An 18,029-nucleotide genomic window follows, 5' to 3' on the forward strand; every position below is an offset into this window, starting at 1 on the left:
CCCCGTTTTTTTTAACGCTCAGCCACCACCGTGGCCTGATCCGCAGCGACGACCCGTTGACGTAACTGCATGAAGTGCTTCACCACCACCTCCACTTCCAGCCGGGAAACATCCTGCCCGGGGGCCTCCAGGATTTCTGAAGGTACCTTCCAGGGGCCCCAGAACCAGGCATCACTGTTACCGAACAGGGCCACGGTCGGCACCTGCACTCCGGCGGCGACGTGCAATGCCCCGCCATCACTGGTCAGTATCTGCTGGCAAAGAGACATGCCGGCAATCAGTTCTCTCAGGTTACGTGTCTGTGCCGGGATCAACGCAATATCCGGGCAGGCCTCAATAATCTGCCGGGCCTTATCATCATCCCCCGGATGACTCTTATTGTCCGCCGCGCCGGGTGACCAGAACAGCAGGAACTGACAAGGCTGCTGCGAGGCAATCTCATGCATCAGACGAATAAATTTCTCTGCCGGCCAGCGCTGTTCCGGCTTACGGGAGCTTATCTGAATACCAAACACCGGAAGTTCTTCCGACAGCGGCAGACGTTCACGCATGGTCAGGATCTCTTCACGGGTAGGGTACAATTCCAGTCCGGCCGGCGGCTCAGTGACCCCAAGGGGAGCAGCAAGGCGGGAGAATAACTCAACAATATGACACTGCTCACCGGACAGAGTCACCGGGTCACTCACCTCCGGCGGGGTATCATTACCAATGGCTATGATGCGCTTCGCACCGGAGAGTTTGGCCCATTTCAGCGGCCGCTCAGACCACTCCCCGCGGGCAATAATGGCGACGTCATATCCGGTATTGCGTACATTCAGGTAGCTTTTAACCCGCTGTAAAAGGACAGAAAACAATGACTGCCCCGGCTGCCGGTGGTGTAATTTACTGTAGGGATGAACCTTCCCCACATGAGGATTATTTTCCAGAACCTTTTGATTATAGGTATTTACCAGCAGGTCAACCTTGCCCCCCAGAGTACGTGATAAGGAGGAGATAAGCGGCGTAGTCAGTATCAGATCGCCGATGTTATCCCTCTGAATAATCAGTATTTTCATCTTTTGGTCAACTTTTTTGTTTTATTTGTACGCTCAGGCGGCCAGGCGCCTGACACTGTTTTACAGGCTTATCATCATGTTCAGAATCATCAGTCCGACGGCCTGAGTCCAGGATCCGCAGGAGTCTCCCAGTACGTGGGGCCGGAGACCTTCCTGTACCGGCGATACTTCTGATAAGACCCTCTGATGTATAGAAGGTTGCAGCCACAAGGCAGAAAATATGACCGCACGCAGAGATGAAAAAACCCCTGAGCCAGGGGTTTTTAGTGACGACGCGCTTAAAAGTGCCGCGACCGGGCTGACAGACACGCTTTTATCAGTGATTAGTCGGCTTTATCCGCCGTCACCTGCTGCACTTTATGACTCTCCTGCCCTTCGGCAATAACATCATCATCGATTCTATCGGTATTGGACTGGTTGTCACGACCGGATAATAAATTCCAGCAGGCGATGAACAACGCAGCAATCAGCGGTCCGATAACAAACCCGTTAAGGCCGAACAATTCCATTCCGCCCAGGGTGGAGATCAGCACCAGATAATCCGGCATACGTGTTTCTTTACCCACCAGTAACGGACGAAGGATATTGTCCACCAGCCCGATCACGACGACAAAGAAAACCACGAGGAAGACACCTTTCCACAGCGGTCCGGCGGCGAGGAAATAGATAGCCACCGGAAGCCAGATAATGGCTGACCCGACGGCAGGCACCAGTGAAAGGAACGCCATTAATGCCCCCCACAGCACACTGCCTTCCACACCCAGGAACCAGAAAGCCAGCCCCCCCAGCGCGCCCTGCACAATTGCCACGACTACCGTTCCTTTTACCGTGGCTTTGGAAACGGCGGCCAGTTTAGTGAACAGGTGATGTTTTACATCACGGCTCAGAGGCAGGGCATCCAGTACCAGGCTAATCAGATAGGCACCATCCTTCAGGAAGAAGAACAGCAGGTATAACATAATGATAAAACCGACCGTAAAGCTGAAGGTTCCCTGCCCTATCACCAGCGCGCTGCTGGCCAGTGTATGGCTCCCCTGCATCGCCAGGCCGGAAATTCTTTGCTGAAGCTGATCGACATTGGTCAGGTGATAACGATTCAGAAATTCCTGCACGAAGCCAGGCAGATGTTGAACCACAGTGCTGATGGAGGTGGATAAAAAATGGTTGTTCTGCTGGAGATTGTTGTAGACCTCATTGCCTTCATAAGCCAGAGAGCTCATCACAACCACACACGGAATAAAGACGATCAGACAGATGATCAGTAACGTCAGTAATGCCGCCAGACCATTTTTATCGCCAAGCCACGCCCTGATCCGTGTTTTAAGCGGATAAAACAGCAGTGCAAGAATCACTCCCCAGAATATGGACGAGTAATATGACTTGAGTACCATGCAAAACGCCAGGGTACTCAGCAATAAGAGCAGCACAAAAAATCCTTCATTAATGCCTTTGATTCTCATTTTTTATTCTCATTATCTCTGAATAAGTTACTGTTAAATGTAGTGAATAAAGTACAGAAAGCAACTTCCCGGCAACAGGATGCAGAAGAAATAGCCATCATTGACCCGGTAGTCACAGGAAAAACAGTTTATTCACTCGCCGGAAGACGATCTCCCCTGCGCATTCTTCTGCAGTCCCCTTTCACCATGCCTGGCAGCAAAAACACAGAGGCGCTGATCCCGGTGAAGGCCACGAATGAGTTGACTTACTGAAAGATAACAGGAAATTCGGGGGCCTTTGCAGTGAGACGCCCGGACCTCAGGATGCCCCGGCTCTGTTTCACGCGTATCACTGCCAGTATTCCACTGGCCGGAAAACACACTGTTCGGCCATTCGCCCTGATACGTCCCCCGCAAATGGCCTAAGAGCGGTCGCACAAACACGTAAGCTACTCCCCTGCAACAACATACGTCTGTCGCGTTGCCGGTATCACTGTCATTCTTTAATACACTGCCGGGTTTCTCTGAGCATCCCGGAGGATCCGCCTCTCCGGCACGACGCCGATTGCCGGTCACCTGCTGGCGGCAACGTCCCTGAACTATACTAAGCGTGTTAGAGTTTCGTCGCGATACAGACAGCAGGGGCAGTAAAAAGTATTTATCTGCCGACGGCGACAGCTAATGACAAAGATAAAAAACCTGAAAATAAGGTTATACATCATCACGTTACTTTAAATGATAACAGGATAACTATTTCGACCTGAGACCTGAGACCTGAGACCTGAGACCTGAGACCTGAGACTTGAGACTTGAGACCTGAGACCTGAGACCTGAGACCTGAGACTTGAGACTTGAGACTTGAGACCTGAGACCTGAGACCTGAGACCTGAGACCTGAGACTTTGCAGGGATAATGACCGATAGCCGACGAATAACAGCCTAACACTTTATTTAATAAGGCGTTAATCGGGACAAACTGAGATCAGGAAAGCAGTGCTAACGATGATAATGCTGAAGAATGAGGCTGAAAGAAAAACAGATCGGACGAGAAGAAAGAAGTGGTGGAGATAAGCGGGATCGAACCGCTGACCTCTTGCATGCCATGCAAGCGCTCTCCCAGCTGAGCTATACCCCCACATCTGGAATATTTTCGGTGCGTTACTTCTGTTGAAGTAATGGTGGAGATAAGCGGGATCGAACCGCTGACCTCTTGCATGCCATGCAAGCGCTCTCCCAGCTGAGCTATACCCCCAGACCGAAAATTGTCAGGGCTGACCTGACGGACGGCATAATATGAAACCGGCGCATGAGTGTCAACGGCAAATTTCTGATCTGTGTGCAACTGCTGAAAAAGCCGCCAGATTCAGGGGGTAACCTCATCTGCAGCTCCTCAGGATCGCAGTCCCCGGGGAGTTAAGGAAAATAAAAAGTGAATCCGTCCATAGGGATGATGACGAAATCTTTTCTTTTTTCAAAGTACACGTTACCTTTCATTGTAAAATGACATCGTTACATCAACCAGGAAAGGAAAACAGTGTGAAAAAGGAATGGATGACTCCGGAAGAACTGGCGCTGGAAACAGGGTATAGCCGCCAGACGATCAATAAGTGGATCAAGCGTGAAGGCTGGACAACCCTGCCAAAACCTGGTGTACAGGGAGGCAAAGCCCGGCTGATACATATTGATGAAGAAGTGAAGACGTTTCTGGATTCCATCAGGCATGTGTCTGAACCGAAAGGCAACTATTTTGCCGAAAAAGATCCACTGGCGACCCTGCTGTTGAGCAGTATCAGTCAGATGACACGTCATGAAAAAGAACAGTTAAGCGGGTTGTTACTTCGTGAAGGGATCCGCGGAATGCTGCAACGACTGGATATCCCGGACGGGGAATAATAAAGACCGGAAACCCGTCGGTTTCCGGTACATTGACCGCGTTTACGCCTGTGCTTCGCGCTCTGCAATAAAGCCTAAGGCTTTATGAATACGGGCGATACTGCGTTGCTGGCCAATTGCCGCAACGGTCACATCCAGGCCCGGAGACTGCCCGGCACCGGTTACCGCGACACGTAATGGCATGCCCACTTTACCCATACCCACTTCCAGTTCATCGGCCGTAGACTGAATTGCCTGATGAACATTCTCAGCCGTCCAGTCAGTGATCGCTGCCAGTTTCTCAGCCACACATTCTAATGGCTGACGCGCAACCGGACGCAGGTGCTTTTTCGCAGCATCTGCATCGAAGGCATCAAAGTCTTCATAGAAATAACGGCAGCTTTCCGCCATTTCTTTCAGTGTCTTGCAACGGTCGCCCAGGAGTTTAACCAGTGCAGGCAATTCCGGCCCGACAGCGGTATCGATGTTCTGCTGTTCAATATGCCATTGCAGCTGGGTTGCCACATATTCTGCCGGCAGCGTATTAATATAGTGGTGGTTCAGCCACAACAGCTTTTCAGTATTGAAAGCACTGGCAGATTTACTGACAGCATCCAGACGGAACAGCTCGGTCATCTCAGCCACAGAGAAGATTTCCTGATCACCGTGCGCCCAGCCCATACGAACCAGATAGTTCAGTAACGCTTCCGGTAAAAAGCCATCATCTCGGTACTGCATCACACCCACGGCACCATGACGTTTGGACAGTTTTTTACCGTCATCTCCCAGAATCATAGAAACGTGTGCATACAGCGGCACCTGCGCACCGATCGCTTTCAGGATGTTGATCTGACGTGGGGTATTATTGATATGGTCTTCACCACGGATCACGTGGGTGATTTCCATATCCCAGTCATCGATCACCACACAGAAGTTATAGGTCGGTGAACCGTCGGTACGACGAATGATCAGATCATCCAGTTCCTGGTTACTGAATTCAATCGGACCACGGATCTGATCGTCAAAGATCACCGAACCTTCCTGCGGGTTACGGAAGCGAACCACACAAGGCTCATCATCACTGTGATGCTCATGGCTATCACGGCAACGTCCGTCATAACGAGGTTTTTCGCCATTTTCCATCTGCGTTTCACGCAGTGTCTCCAGGCGTTCTTTAGAGCAGTAGCACTTATAGGCGGTTCCGGCCTCCAGCATCTCATCGATGACCTGGTTATAGCGGTCAAAACGTTTCGTCTGGTAATAAGGACCTTCATCCCAGTCCAGGCTTAGCCAGTTCATACCATCCATAATGGCTTCGATGGCTTCCGGTGTGGAGCGTTCAAGATCGGTGTCTTCTATACGCAGAACGAACTCACCTTTATTGTGGCGGGCGTATAACCAGGAATAAAGAGCGGTGCGGGCTCCACCCACATGTAAGTAGCCGGTAGGACTTGGCGCAAAACGAGTCTTAATTTTCATTAAACATTGCCTTAGGACGCGGTTTTATCATCACTGACGACAAAAACCAGAAATAAATGCGGAATTCAGTGGATTCATTTTAACACCTGGCAGTGAATCCTCAATCATTGCTCGCCCTCTGAAACTGTTTAATCTGCGTTTTGCGATAAAAAAAACACCGTTTTGTTTAAAACCCCCGCAGGGTGGCTATTTTTAAAACGAACGAACATTTTATTCAGAAAAAGCGTTGACTCATATTCAACTATCCCTATAATGCGACTCCACACAGCGGGGGTGATTAGCTCAGTTGGTAGAGCACCTCCCTTACAAGGAGGGGGTCGGCGGTTCGAACCCGTCATCACCCACCACTACTCAGGTAGGTAACCCGCTGGAACAGGTAAATAATTTGAATTTGGGTGATTAGCTCAGTTGGTAGAGCACCTCCCTTACAAGGAGGGGGTCGGCGGTTCGAACCCGTCATCACCCACCAAATTCAAGATAAAGAAAACCCTGTAAATTATTTCGGGTGATTAGCTCAGTTGGTAGAGCACCTCCCTTACAAGGAGGGGGTCGGCGGTTCGAACCCGTCATCACCCACCAAACGGGTCGTTAGCTCAGTTGGTAGAGCAGTTGACTTTTAATCAATTGGTCGCAGGTTCGAATCCTGCACGACCCACCAATTCAGAAAAAAGCTCCCTCAGGGAGCTTTTTTCGTTTCTGCGCTCTGATAAGCCCGCTCACCGTCTGCGCAGTGTCAGCCAGCTTCCAAACGTATTTCCTGCCCGTATCAGCATCAGCATCAGCATCAGCATCAGCATCAGCATCAGCATCAGCATCAGCAGTAAAAATTATACGGCCCTGCTGACTCACTAAAATCACTCACTGTGCGCATTTTTTATCTGCCCCCTGCTCTCTGAGAACCGGATGATGGGATGAAGCTCTGCGCAGTGTCCGCCCGGTTTCGGAAAGTTTTCATCGCCGCCCGCCAGTGGGCCGGGCATTCTCTTTTCTGCCGGCATTAACGTGACACGTAAAGCACCGCTTCTGACGGGTTACCTGCCACTTTCCCCGTCATTTTTAGTGGGCTGCCAGCACCTTAAAGTACTGCGGGTCGTCCTGAAGGGTCGCCAGAACCTTTGCGGCCAGCCCGGTCGGGTTACGCCGCTTCTGCTCCCAGCTTTTCACCGTATCAAGACTGGTACCCAGCGCTGCCGCCAACTCGGCCTGCGAAACGTTCAGTTTCGCCCGGATAGCTTTAACATCCGCTACGTTATAACGGGTTACCCGTGCCGGTAACGCGTCACCCTTTTTGATGGCGACGGCTTCTTCGAGAGAGGTTTTCAGTTCGTTAAAAATGCTCATGCTATACCTCATCTTTAAGTTGTCGGGTCAGTTTTTTCAGCGCCGCTTTTTCTGCCGCGCTCAGACTGTCCTTAGTATTTTTCGGATAGGCCATCACCAGCCAGATAACCTCACAGGTCGCCAGAAAGTAAATGACTCTGGCACTGCCGCTTTTCCCCTGATGGCCGGTCGCCATTCTGACTTTTCTCAGTCCGCCGGTTCCCTGAATTAAATCCCCCTTTTCCGGGGATTCAATCAGTTCACACTGCAATGCTTTCAGCTCATCGTCCGTGGCAATCATTCGGATTTGCCGGGTAAAAAGCGACGTCTCAATAAATTCAATTGAATGATCCATAAAGGACTCCCTTCCAGGGTGACATTGTACTCCGTTATCTGTACTTTACCAGCCCGTTGTTAATACTCATCCCCGGGCACCGGCACGTCCGGTGACGTAGCATCTTTCGGCCAGAGTCCTGTCCTCCGGCTTAATATGCCAAGCGACCGGCCAGCCCGTTCAGGTAAATGACCGGTTCTGTTCAGCGGAGCACTCTCAGCGGCTGAGGTCTGATTCGCCCGCCGTGTCATTTTTTGCCAGGTCTGCACTCTACTAACACTACCTGATAAAGTTTACTGCGGTGTCTCTGAGTCACGCGGTAAGATCTGTGAGACGCTGAGTCAGCGATTTTCAGTCCCCGTATGGCATTACACCGATCCTGTGTAATGCCACGGAATTAACGACAGGTATCGGTGGCGGGTAATAACCCCTCAGATAGAGGGCACTAAGACCCCGGATGACAAAGCTTTCCTTTATTACTGCGACGACAGGTATCACCGGGAGCACAGATCCCCTGCCTGCTTTTATTCACGGGTTGTCGTCCCGCCCCCGGCACACATTCCCTTAGCTTTCAGGAATAAAATCCCGGTGGCTGCTCAGATAATCCGCCTGTTCACAGACCAGTTGCCAGATAGCTTCTGCCGCCGGACTCAGTGAACGGTTTTTTCGCCGGATAAGCATCAGTGTCCGGTGATACTCAGGGTAGATCCGCCTGACGGCCAGCTGGCTGCCGGAGGGCAGTGGTAATGCCAGCGCCGGCAGAATACTAATGCCGATCCCGGCTTCTGCCATCGGATAGAGTGTTACCGGATGCCCGACCTGTTGGATCACGCGGGGTGTTATGTTTTGTTCGCGGAAAATGTTATCAATCAGCGCCCGGCTACCGGAAGCATAATCCTGCAGCACCAGATCGCGATCACGGAGATCCCCCCAGCTGACCGCGGGAGCTGTACTCAATGGATCGTCTGTCCGGTATAGCAACAAAAAAGGATCATTCAAAATGGGCTGAATCTCGAATTCATCACTATTTAAGGGATCGATAACGATACCAAAGTCGACCGTGGCGTTCAGTACACTCTGCAGTACCGACTGCTGAACACTGTCCTGCAGCAACAGCCGTATCTCCGGATAGCACTGCCTTGCCTGTGCCAGGCAGGCGGGCATTAAACGCGCGGAAATCGTCTGACTGGCAGCCAGCCTGACCGTGCCGCTGCGCTGCCCCCCATAACGCCGTAGCTCCAGTAACGTCGTGTTCAGCTCCTCCAGTTGCACACCCAGCTTCGAGGCCAGTTGCTGACCGGCATGGGTCAGCCGGACTTCCCGGGTTGTCCGGTCCAGTAATTTGACACCAATCTCGGCCTCCAGCGCTTTGATACTATGGCTGACCGCAGACTGGCTCAGGCCTACTCCCTGCCCTGCCAGACTGAAACTGCCTTCGGTGGCGACAGCCACAAATACTTTCAACTGCCTGAGGGTATAATTCATGCATTACATTCATATATAGGTTCGATAAATTAATTTTATTTCTAAGCTGCATTACCGCACAATATTTTTTATTTCAGATCGGAAAATGACGATGGGATTTCTGCGCCTTGACCCGATGATGATAAAACTCATCATTACCGTATTACTTGCCACCTTTCTGCCAGCGAAAGGCGGTTTCGTGCCGTTTTTTGAATGGCTGACCACTGCCGCTATCGCTCTGCTGTTTTTTATGCACGGCGCCAAATTATCCCGGGAAAAAATCGTGGCCGGCAGCAGCCACTGGCGGCTCCATCTGTGGATCATGTTCAGTACCTTTATTATGTTCCCGATCCTTGGGTTGCTTTTTGCGTGGTGGCATCCGCTGCACATCTCTGATGATCTCTATAACGGATTCCTCTACCTCTGCATCCTGCCGGCGACCGTTCAGTCTTCCATCGCATTTACTTCGCTTGCCGGGGGCAATGTTGCGGCGGCGGTGTGCAGTGCCTCTGCCTCCAGTTTACTGGGGATTTTTGTTTCTCCGCTGCTGGTCGGGCTGGTCATGCATGTTCACAGTAATGTGCCGGGTAACGGGATGGAACAGATCGGAAAAATCATGCTGCAGTTGCTGGTGCCATTCCTGCTGGGACATTTTTCCCGTCGCTGGATTGGCAGCTGGGTAGAAAAACACCGTTCGCTGATTGGTAAAACGGATCAGACCTCGATTTTGCTGGTGGTCTACTCCGCGTTCAGTGAGGCCGTGGTCAACGGGATCTGGCACCAGGTGAGCCTCGCGACCATGTTATGGATCATCGTGGGCTGTCTGGGGCTGTTATCCGTCGTGCTGCTGATCAACGTGATTGCGGCCCGCGCGTTCGGATTTAATCGTCAGGACGAAATCACCATCCTGTTTTGTGGTTCAAAGAAAAGTCTGGCCAATGGCGTACCGATGGCAAACATCCTGTTTCCTGCCAGTACTATCGGTATCATTGTGTTACCGCTGATGATTTTCCATCAGGTTCAGCTGATGGCCTGTTCATTTATTGCCCGTCACTACCGAAAACTGGATGATAACGCCGCTCTGCAGGAGCAAATAACCGCCTCTTCATCCGGACAGTGATCCCTCCGCAGCGCAGCTACCATCAGGTTCTGCGCTGTATTACCCCCGTTCCCCCGCCTCCGGTACAGATATTTTCGGGTTTTCCCGCTATTGATTTTTCTGCCGACTCTGTCAATGATTAGTGCTGTGCTATTAAGACAAATCAGTCCGTTGAGTCAGTCCCACCACCTCAGTGATGATAATAAACTGAATTAAAAGCGTTTCAGGGCTTCACTTTTCACTTTTTAAAGGCAAAGGCAGATATGAACGAACAAACGCATGATGACAGCGCGGAAAAGAGCGCGGCCGCCTCTTCATCTCAGGATGATCAGCAAAAGAAAGAGAACTCACCGACTGATGACGAGCGCAAACGCCCCGGTAAAAAACCCCTGATCATCCTGGCGATTGTCGTGGTGGTCGTCATCATCGCAGCCGTTATCTACTGGCTGATGAACCGCGGCATCGAAACGACAGATGATGCATTTACCGACGGGAATGCGGTGACCATTTCTCCCCGGGTCTCCGGCTATGTGACACAGTTACTGGTGAAAGATAACCAGAAGGTTAATAAAGGGGATCTGCTGGCCGTTATTGATCCGCGGGATGCTATCGCTCAGCGTGATCAGGCTCAGGCACAACTGGCACTGGCCAATGCGCAGCTCCAACAGTCCGAAGCTCAGTTAGCCCTGGCTAAAGTTCAGTATCCGGCGCAGAAAGAACAGGCACTGGCAAGCCAGGCCAGAGCCAGAGCAGAACTGAACAATGCTACCGCTGCCTATCGCCGCCAGCACGGGGTTGATCCGAAAGCGACCTCGCAGACCAATATAGACAGTGCCACGGCCCAATGGCGCTCTGCCCAGGCAGAATATCAGAACGCCACAGCACAGGTTGATGTCGCCTCACAGGTCGCACTGCAGATCCGTCAGCAGGAAACCAATGTTGAAGCGCGCAGACAACAGGTGACACAGGCGCAAGCACAGCTGGAAACGGCCGAACTCAACCTCTCATATACCCGCGTGACCGCCCCCTATACCGGTTTTGTGACCAAACGTAATGTCGATCAGGGGAGCCTGGTCCAGGCAGGCAGCAGTATGTTTGCGCTGGTTTCGCCGGATATCTGGATCACCGCGAACTTTAAGGAATCCCAGCTGGAATCGATGAAACCTGGCGATCACGTCGATATCAGTGTCGATGCCTGGCCCGATTTGAAACTGCAGGGCCATGTCGACAGTATCCAGATGGGTTCCGGTTCACATTTCTCTGCATTCCCGGCGGAAAATGCCACGGGTAACTTCGTAAAAATCGTACAGCGAGTGCCGGTTAAGATAGTTATCGATAAAGGACTGGACCCGAACCATCCGCTACCCCTGGGCTTATCTGTCGAACCTGAGGTAACCATAAAATGAGTGGCGCCACAGAGTGGCGTCCGGCAGCTAACCCCTGGCTGGTCGCCTTAACGGTAACGCTGGCGGTGTTTATGGAGGTACTGGATACCACCATCGTCAATGTCGCCCTGCCCCATGTGGCGGGGTCGCTCTCATCCAGTTACGATGAATCCACCTGGGTACTGACGTCCTATTTAGTGGCTAACGGCATTGTCCTGCCTATTTCTGCCTTCCTTAGCCGGTATTTTGGCAGGAAACATTACTTTCTGCTGTGTATTGTGATGTTCACACTGTGTTCATTCCTGTGCGGAATGGCCACCGAGCTCTGGCAGCTGATTTTATTCCGTATCCTGCAGGGATTCTTCGGTGGTGGCTTACAGCCGGTTCAGCAGTCAGTCCTGCTGGACTACTTCAGTAAAAAAGACCGGGGTAAGGCCTTCGGTTTATCGTCGATAGCGATCATCGTCGCACCGGTCATCGGACCGACGCTCGGCGGATGGATCACCGATAACTTTAGCTGGCGCTGGATTTTCTTTATCAATATCCCGGTAGGGATTATGACCGCACTGGCCATTTACCAGTTGCTGGAAGATCCCCCGTGGGAGAAAAAAGCGGCAAAAGGCAGTCTCAGTATCGACTATATCGGTATCGGGCTCATCACTCTGGGACTGGGTTGCTTACAGGTTTTTCTCGATCGCGGAGAGGATGAAGACTGGTTTGCATCGCACTTTATTGTGCTGTTTGCCACGCTTGCGGTTATCGGGATCACCGGTGCCATTTACTGGCTGATGTATACCCGTAAGCCGGTGGTCGATATTCTGGTGATGAAGGATCGCAATTTCTGGGTCTCAGGTTTACTGATGGCGGGCATGGCTTTTATCCTTTATGGCAGTTCGGTGGTTATTCCGCAACTGGCACAGCAGGAGCTGGGTTACACCGCAACCCTGGCGGGCCTGGTACTAACGCCCGGGGCAATTTGTGTGATTCTGGCCATACCCGTGGTGCTGAAACTGATGCCCGTCGTGCAGACCCGCTACATTATTATGTTCGGTTTTGCTTCACTGGCACTTTCGTTCCTCTACTCAGCGATGCACCTGACGCCGGACCTCGATTTCACCTCCATGGTAATTATGCGTAGCCTGCAATCCATCGGTCTGGGATTCCTGTTTGTACCGTTAACTACCGTGGCGTTTATCTCGATTCCGCAAAAACTCAACGGGGACGCTTCGGCGCTGTTTACTATGTTCCGTAACGTGGCAGGCTCCATCGGGATTTCATTATCCACCGCAGCCATTACCGAGCGGGCACAAACCCGTTCCGCCTACCTCTCGTCCAATATGACGTCCCTGAACCAGCAATTTGATCAGGCGGTGTCGAAAATGACGCAGGCGATACAGAACTTTTCGAGCGCCGCCGGAGATGCAACCTCTCTGGCCACAGGGCAACTGTATAAACAGATGATCAGCCAGGCCCGTTTTCTTGCCTATGTGGATGTCTTTTCAGGCCTCTGTATTATCGGCCTGATCCTGTTACCGTTTTGTTTATTGCTGGCTCCGGTTAAAAGCGAAGGCAGTGCCGGAGGCCATTAAAATGAAGGAAATTACTATGCGCTCTGTCAGTTATCGCTTCAGTGCAATCGTTGTCAGTCTGTTACTGGCAGGATGCAGCGTGGGCCCTGATTTTCATGCCCCGGAAAATAAGTTACCCGCTAACTGGCACAATCTCGACTCGTCTCAGCAATCCCGTCCGGAAACTGCCGATACGTCTGCCAGCTGGTGGAAGAATTTTAATGACCCGCAACTGGATAGTCTGATCCAGCGGGCGATTGCCGGTAACCTGACATTACAACAGGCGATGCTGCGTATCGCCGGGGCCCGTGAACAGGTCAATGAGGCCACCGGCGGCTTTTTCCCGACGCTGAGTGCGCAGGCAAGCTATGCCCGCCAGCAGGTCGGTTTAAAAGGCCTGCTTAAATCACACGGTGTCTACGATAATCTGAACGAGGAAGGCAGTCAGCTGGTGAATTCGGCGACCGGCAGTGTGAACTTTTATCAGGGCGGATTTGATACCCGCTGGGAGCTGGACCTCTGGGGCAAAGTACGTCGCCAGCGGGAAATGGCGCAGGCCGAACAGTTGTCAGCTATTGAACAACGTAATGATGCGTTAGTGTCACTCGAAGCCGAGGTAGCGCGGACTTACCTGCAATTACGTGCTGCTCAGGCAATGACCCGTGTCACAGAAGAGCAGATCACCATTGCCCGTCAGACACAGCAACTGACGGAAAGTCAGATGCAGAACGGCCTGGCCCCGGCCACCGATCTGCAAAGTGCCACTGCACAGGTCACGTCCCTTGAAGCACAGTTGCCGCAATATCAGGCGCAAATCAGTCAGGCCATGAACGGACTGGCAGTTCTGCTGGGCAAAGCCCCGGGCACGTTGGATAACGAACTGATACAGGTGAAACCTTTACCTGCCCTGCCGGCGATGATTTCTGTCGGCGTCCCGGCAGAGCTCGCACGCCGGCGACCGGATATTCAGGAGGCGGAAGCCACACTGCATGCCCGCACCGCAGATATCGGAGTCTCGGTTGCGCAGCTTTTCCCGGATATCTCACTGACAGGCCAGCTGGGGGTCAGGAACACCGATGCCAGCTATCTTGACGACTGGAGCAGCCATTTTTATAGCATTGGTCCCGGCATCTCATTGCCTATCTTCCAGGGAGGGCAACTGGTGTCGCAGGTCAGACTCGCCAGGGCTTCTCAGGCAAGTGCGGCACTGGACTACAGAAATACTGTGCTGAGAGCATTGCAGGAAGTTGAAAACGGACTGGTAAGTTACCGGGCGGATCAGCAGCAACTGACATCGTTACAGGCCTCTGCAGATGCGCTGCAACAGGCATTTTCACTGGCCAGCGAAAGTTACTCAAAAGGTCTCAGTAGCTATATCAATGCCCTGGATGCACAACGGCAACTGGCTCAGACAAGGTTACAGTTGATCAGCGCCCGTGCACAGACCGCCACAGACCTGGTCGCATTATACAAAGCGCTGGGCGGAGGCTGGGAAAACTATCAGGCCGTATCACTGCCGGAGTATCCGGTATTCGGAGCGACCCCGAAAACCGGCGTTACCGCACAATAACCACAGCCCACAGGGTACTTAGTATCCTGTGGTTTTCCGTAGCGGATCCACCAATCCCTGTAATCCTTCTATCTTAATCGCCAGCGCCAGCTGCATTAGCTCACCGAGATGCCCCGCCGGAAAGACCTCTTTGCGGGCAAACCACAACAGATATTCTTCCGGCAGGTCTATCAGCACCCGCCCCTGATATTTTCCGAAAGGCATGCGGGTATTCGCCAGCGCAATAAGGTCCTGCTTGTTCAGAGTCAGTCTCCCAGCCAATCGATCATTTGCTGTTCATCAATGACCTGAATACCCAGTGCATTGGCTTTTTCCAGCTTGGATCCTGCCGCTTCACCGGCAATCAGCAGATCCGTTTTCTTCGACACACTGCCACTCACTTTCGCGCCCAGTGCGGTCAGCCGGTCTTTTGCTTCATCACGGGTCAGCTGACTTAATGATCCGGTCAGCACGACGGTTTTACCCGCAAACGGATTATCGTCCACCGGAGTGGTTCCGCGCCCGGGGGCCGGCCAGCGAATGCCGGTCTCTTCCACCAGCTGGCGGATCACTTCACGGTTACTCTCTTCATCCATAAAATGGCGGATATGGCTGGCCACCACCGGCCCCACATCCGGGACTTCCTTCAGAGCCTCCAGCGGCGCATCCATCAGTGGCGGCAATTCACCAAAGTGTAACGCCAGGCTCAGGGCCGTCGCTTCACCCACTTCGCGGATCCCCAATGCAAAAAGAAAACGGGGAAGCGTGGTCTCTTTGGATTTTTCCAGCGCATCAACAATATTTTGCGCCGAACGTGGGCCCATCCGATCAAGCCCGGTCAGTTTTCCTGCGGTCAGACGGAACAGATCGGCTGGCGTATGCACATATTCTTTTTCCACCAGCTGGTCGATGATCTTATCTCCCATCCCATCCACATCCATCGCTCTGCGCGAAACAAAATGCTTAAGGGCTTCCTTCCGCTGAGCGCCACAGATCAGCCCCCCCGTACAGCGGGTCACGGCTTCACCTTCGGTACGCTCCACATCAGAGCCACACACCGGACAGTGGGCAGGGAAGATGATTTCCTGTGTGACATCCGGACGCTCAGAGAGAACCACATTGACAATCTGCGGAATAACATCCCCGGCACGGCGGATAACGACGTTATCGCCGATGCGGATCCCCAGCCGTTCTATCTCATCAGCGTTATGCAGCGTGGCATTACTGACCATCACGCCGGCGACCTGTACCGGTTCAAGACGGGCGACCGGGGTAATCGCGCCTGTACGTCCGACCTGGAATTCCACATCACGCACCGTGGTGACCTGCTCCTGGGCCGGGAATTTAAAGGCAGTCGCCCAGCGCGGGGCCCTGGCGACAAATCCAAGCTGTTCCTGCAAGGCCAGTGAGTTAACTTTAATCACCACGCCGTCAATATCAAAGCCCAGTTCAGAGCGCTGTTCGCCGATACGGTGGTAGAACGCCAGTACGCTTTCCGGGGTATCACAGACGCGGACATGATTATTGACCGGTAATCCCCAGTGTTTCAGTTGCTGCAAACGTTGCCAGTGCGTATCCGCCAGTTCTCCCCCTTCAGAGACCCCGATACCGTAACAGCAGAAGGTCAGCGGACGCTTTTCGGTAATTCTTGGATCCAGCTGACGCAGGGAACCGGCAGCGGCATTTCGTGGGTTGGCGAAAACTTTTGCACCGCTTTTTCGTGCACTGTCATTCAGTTTTTCAAACCCTTTCTGGTTCATAAATACTTCACCACGCACTTCCAGCCGCGCCGGAATGCCGTCACCGGTTAAACGCAGAGGAATTGCACGGATGGTACGGACGTTCGCGGTGATATTTTCGCCGGTCGTCCCGTCACCCCGGGTAGCTGCCTGTACCAGCTCTCCCTGCTCGTATAACAGGCTGACGGCCAGGCCGTCCAGTTTCAGTTCGCAGCAGTATTCCACCGGAGCGGTACTCTTCAATCGCTCAGAAACACGCTTATTGAATGCCAGAAAACTCTGGTCATCGAAGACATTATCCAGAGACAGCATCGGCACTTCATGACGGATAGACTCAAAACCGGTCAGCGGGGCAGCCCCGACGCGCTGTGTCGGGGAATCGCGGGTGATCAGTTCAGGATGCTGTTCTTCAAGAGCTTTCAGCGCCTGCATCAGTTTATCGTATTCGGCATCAGGGATTTCCGGTGCATCCAGCACATGATAGAGATATTCGTGATGCCGCAACTGTGTGCGCAGCTGGTTGAGCTGTTGGCGGATGTTATTCATACAACCCCATAAGATAAAAAACCCCCGACTAGCGGGGGTTTATTGAGACAAATTAACGATTAAGCGATTTCAGTGACTTCCCGGATACGTGTTTTGTACACTTCCAGTTTCTGCGGAGTGATCATTCTGCGTTCATCATCAAGAACCACCGCCCCCACATCGTCAGCAATTCGCTGTGCAGACTGTAGCATCAGCTTGAAGTTCTGGTGTGCATCCCCGTAGGAAGGGACCATCATAAAAATGGAAACGCCAGGGGTGGTAAAGTCACCCATCTGTTCCGGGTCAAATGAACCGGGCTTCATCATATTCGCCAGGCTGAACAGTACCGGACCGCTGCCGGATGGGTTCAGATGCCGGTGGAAGATGTTCATTTCACCGAACTGGAAACCGGCCTGCAGAATAGCCTGCAATAAAGGCTCACCATTCAGCTCTCCGCCGGTATGCGCAGACACATGAAGCACCAGTACCGCTTCTTTAGCACCACCGGTGTTTTCCGCCGCGGGCGCGTCGGTATTTTCCGGAGCTGAAGGTTCAGCCTCAGCAGGGACACTTTCAGCAACCGGCTCTGCATCGACGTCAGCCTCATACGCGGCTTCAGCCTGAGGTGCGCGCATCTCATCACGTGGCACAGAATCACTCGCCGGAGCAGCCGTTTTCGGCGCAGTGGTTATGCCTGGCGCAGCATAGGCATTATCCGCCACCGATTCCGGACGCTCAGGGGTAATCTGTGGCTGATGAATGTCGGCTGTGATCTCCGGTTGCGTGGCTTCATAGTCTGTTCTGACATCCATCAACGGATCGGCTGAAGGCTCAGGCCGGTCACGCAGTGATTTCTTCAGCGCAGGCTTAGCCTCTGGCGCAGGCTTAGCCTCTGGCGCACGGGTAGCACGTTTCTCAGCCGGAGCAGGCTCCTCCTCATATTCACGGCTGGCGCGAAAATCAGAGACACTGTCCTCTTCCTCAAAGCTGAGATCATCATCGTTACGTTGTTTCAGACGTTTGTGCGGGCGATCGCGAAATACAGAAGACCGCTCCTTACGATTGGTCCACAGACCATGCAGGAGAAGTGCAACGATGGCAACCGCACCAACAACGATTAATATCAGACGCAAATCCTGCATCATTGTATTCTCTGTTGTTCCAATACTTTGCCTAAAAAAGGCACCTTTACCCTTAAATGT

At 52.6% G+C, this 18,029-nt stretch carries 14 protein-coding genes and 6 tRNA genes; 9 read left to right on the forward strand and 11 right to left on the reverse strand.

Annotated elements, in window-relative coordinates; all coding sequences use genetic code 11:
• Positions 1–11: 11 nt before the first annotated feature.
• From ABD035_RS10850 to ABD035_RS10865, 4 genes are all read right to left on the reverse strand, one after another.
• Positions 12–1,055, reverse strand: coding sequence for a glycosyltransferase family 9 protein (locus ABD035_RS10850; RefSeq protein WP_343870113.1), 1,044 nt, complete (start codon positions 1,053–1,055; stop codon positions 12–14).
• Between the two features lie 323 nt (positions 1,056–1,378).
• On the reverse strand, positions 1,379–2,515 hold the full coding sequence (locus tag ABD035_RS10855) for an AI-2E family transporter (RefSeq protein WP_343870115.1): 1,137 nt from the start codon (positions 2,513–2,515) through the stop codon (positions 1,379–1,381).
• Between the two features lie 1,037 nt (positions 2,516–3,552).
• Positions 3,553–3,628: transfer RNA gene (locus ABD035_RS10860), tRNA-Ala, on the reverse strand.
• A 41-nt stretch (positions 3,629–3,669) separates the two neighbouring features.
• Positions 3,670–3,745: transfer RNA gene (locus ABD035_RS10865), tRNA-Ala, on the reverse strand.
• 284 nt (positions 3,746–4,029) lie between these two features.
• On the opposite strand from ABD035_RS10865, the gene ABD035_RS10870 reads away from it, so the two are divergent.
• Positions 4,030–4,386, forward strand: coding sequence for a YfeC-like transcriptional regulator (locus ABD035_RS10870; protein ID WP_212713344.1), 357 nt, complete (start codon positions 4,030–4,032; stop codon positions 4,384–4,386).
• Between the two features lie 42 nt (positions 4,387–4,428).
• Here ABD035_RS10870 and gltX read toward each other — a convergent pair whose 3' ends face one another.
• Complete coding sequence (gene gltX, locus ABD035_RS10875; RefSeq protein WP_343870118.1) at positions 4,429–5,844, reverse strand: glutamate--tRNA ligase; 1,416 nt, start codon at positions 5,842–5,844, stop codon at positions 4,429–4,431.
• 271 nt (positions 5,845–6,115) lie between these two features.
• Between gltX and ABD035_RS10880 the strand changes: the two genes are divergently transcribed.
• From ABD035_RS10880 to ABD035_RS10895, 4 genes are all read left to right on the forward strand, one after another.
• Positions 6,116–6,191 (forward strand) — tRNA-Val (locus ABD035_RS10880).
• Between the two features lie 46 nt (positions 6,192–6,237).
• Positions 6,238–6,313: transfer RNA gene (locus tag ABD035_RS10885), tRNA-Val, on the forward strand.
• Positions 6,314–6,347: 34 nt separating this feature from the next.
• Positions 6,348–6,423: transfer RNA gene (locus ABD035_RS10890), tRNA-Val, on the forward strand.
• Between the two features lie 3 nt (positions 6,424–6,426).
• Positions 6,427–6,502: transfer RNA gene (locus ABD035_RS10895), tRNA-Lys, on the forward strand.
• Between the two features lie 398 nt (positions 6,503–6,900).
• Here ABD035_RS10895 and nadS read toward each other — a convergent pair.
• The 3 genes from nadS to ABD035_RS10910 form a co-directional block, all read right to left on the reverse strand.
• Complete coding sequence (gene nadS, locus ABD035_RS10900; RefSeq protein WP_212713342.1) at positions 6,901–7,185, reverse strand: NadS family protein; 285 nt, start codon at positions 7,183–7,185, stop codon at positions 6,901–6,903.
• A gap of 1 nt (position 7,186) precedes the next feature.
• The gene (locus tag ABD035_RS10905; protein ID WP_212713341.1) at positions 7,187–7,519 is read right to left on the reverse strand and encodes a type II toxin-antitoxin system RelE/ParE family toxin; all 333 of its coding nucleotides are present in this window, start codon (positions 7,517–7,519) and stop codon (positions 7,187–7,189) included.
• Between the two features lie 543 nt (positions 7,520–8,062).
• Positions 8,063–8,983 (reverse strand): LysR family transcriptional regulator, encoded by a 921-nt coding sequence (locus ABD035_RS10910; protein WP_343870122.1) that lies wholly within the window; start codon positions 8,981–8,983, stop codon positions 8,063–8,065.
• 91 nt (positions 8,984–9,074) lie between these two features.
• On the opposite strand from ABD035_RS10910, the gene ABD035_RS10915 reads away from it, so the two are divergent.
• The 4 genes from ABD035_RS10915 to ABD035_RS10930 all read left to right on the forward strand — a co-directional run bounded on the left by ABD035_RS10915 (position 9,075) and on the right by ABD035_RS10930 (position 14,584).
• Positions 9,075–10,082: a bile acid:sodium symporter family protein gene (locus ABD035_RS10915; protein WP_343870313.1), complete on the forward strand. Its 1,008-nt coding sequence runs from the start codon at positions 9,075–9,077 to the stop codon at positions 10,080–10,082.
• Between the two features lie 242 nt (positions 10,083–10,324).
• Complete coding sequence (locus ABD035_RS10920; RefSeq protein ID WP_343870124.1) at positions 10,325–11,467, forward strand: HlyD family secretion protein; 1,143 nt, start codon at positions 10,325–10,327, stop codon at positions 11,465–11,467.
• Positions 11,464–13,035: a DHA2 family efflux MFS transporter permease subunit gene (locus tag ABD035_RS10925; RefSeq protein WP_343870126.1), complete on the forward strand. Its 1,572-nt coding sequence runs from the start codon at positions 11,464–11,466 to the stop codon at positions 13,033–13,035. Before ABD035_RS10920 ends, ABD035_RS10925 begins: the two co-directional genes overlap by 4 nt.
• A 1-nt stretch (position 13,036) precedes the next feature.
• On the forward strand, positions 13,037–14,584 hold the full coding sequence (locus ABD035_RS10930; protein WP_249213501.1) for an efflux transporter outer membrane subunit: 1,548 nt from the start codon (positions 13,037–13,039) through the stop codon (positions 14,582–14,584).
• 18 nt (positions 14,585–14,602) lie between these two features.
• On the opposite strand, the gene ABD035_RS10935 is transcribed toward ABD035_RS10930, so the two are convergent.
• Genes ABD035_RS10935 through zipA form a run of 3 tightly spaced genes read right to left on the reverse strand, consistent with a single transcriptional unit; the run spans position 14,603 to position 17,972 of the window.
• Positions 14,603–14,827, reverse strand: coding sequence for a DUF3820 family protein (locus tag ABD035_RS10935; RefSeq protein ID WP_212713455.1), 225 nt, complete (start codon positions 14,825–14,827; stop codon positions 14,603–14,605).
• A gap of 2 nt (positions 14,828–14,829) precedes the next feature.
• Complete coding sequence (gene ligA / locus ABD035_RS10940; protein WP_343870129.1) at positions 14,830–16,848, reverse strand: NAD-dependent DNA ligase LigA; 2,019 nt, start codon at positions 16,846–16,848, stop codon at positions 14,830–14,832.
• A gap of 59 nt (positions 16,849–16,907) precedes the next feature.
• Positions 16,908–17,972 carry a cell division protein ZipA gene (zipA, locus tag ABD035_RS10945; RefSeq protein WP_343870131.1) on the reverse strand — a complete coding sequence of 355 codons (1,065 nt, stop codon included), beginning with the start codon at positions 17,970–17,972 and terminating at the stop codon, positions 16,908–16,910.
• Between the last annotated feature and the right edge of the window lie 57 nt (positions 17,973–18,029).

The sequence above is a fragment of the Tatumella terrea genome (assembly GCF_039523755.1).
In the GTDB taxonomy this organism is placed as follows: domain Bacteria; phylum Pseudomonadota; class Gammaproteobacteria; order Enterobacterales; family Enterobacteriaceae; genus Tatumella; species Tatumella terrea.

Bases quoted from the DNA above. Each gene is read 5' to 3' on its own strand.
- ABD035_RS10850 (WP_343870113.1), bottom strand. From the start codon at position 1,055: ATGAAAATACTGATTATTCAGAGGGATAACATCGGCGATCTGATACTG.
- ABD035_RS10855 (WP_343870115.1), bottom strand. From the start codon at position 2,515: ATGAGAATCAAAGGCATTAATGAAGGATTTTTTGTGCTGCTCTTATTG.
- gltX (WP_343870118.1), bottom strand. From the start codon at position 5,844: ATGAAAATTAAGACTCGTTTTGCGCCAAGTCCTACCGGCTACTTACAT.
- nadS (WP_212713342.1), bottom strand. From the start codon at position 7,185: ATGAGCATTTTTAACGAACTGAAAACCTCTCTCGAAGAAGCCGTCGCC.
- ABD035_RS10905 (WP_212713341.1), bottom strand. From the start codon at position 7,519: ATGGATCATTCAATTGAATTTATTGAGACGTCGCTTTTTACCCGGCAA.
- ABD035_RS10910 (WP_343870122.1), bottom strand. From the start codon at position 8,983: ATGAATTATACCCTCAGGCAGTTGAAAGTATTTGTGGCTGTCGCCACC.
- ABD035_RS10915 (WP_343870313.1), top strand. From the start codon at position 9,075: ATGGGATTTCTGCGCCTTGACCCGATGATGATAAAACTCATCATTACC.
- ABD035_RS10920 (WP_343870124.1), top strand. From the start codon at position 10,325: ATGAACGAACAAACGCATGATGACAGCGCGGAAAAGAGCGCGGCCGCC.
- ABD035_RS10925 (WP_343870126.1), top strand. From the start codon at position 11,464: ATGAGTGGCGCCACAGAGTGGCGTCCGGCAGCTAACCCCTGGCTGGTC.
- ABD035_RS10930 (WP_249213501.1), top strand. From the start codon at position 13,037: ATGAAGGAAATTACTATGCGCTCTGTCAGTTATCGCTTCAGTGCAATC.
- ligA (WP_343870129.1), bottom strand. From the start codon at position 16,848: ATGAATAACATCCGCCAACAGCTCAACCAGCTGCGCACACAGTTGCGG.
- zipA (WP_343870131.1), bottom strand. From the start codon at position 17,972: ATGATGCAGGATTTGCGTCTGATATTAATCGTTGTTGGTGCGGTTGCC.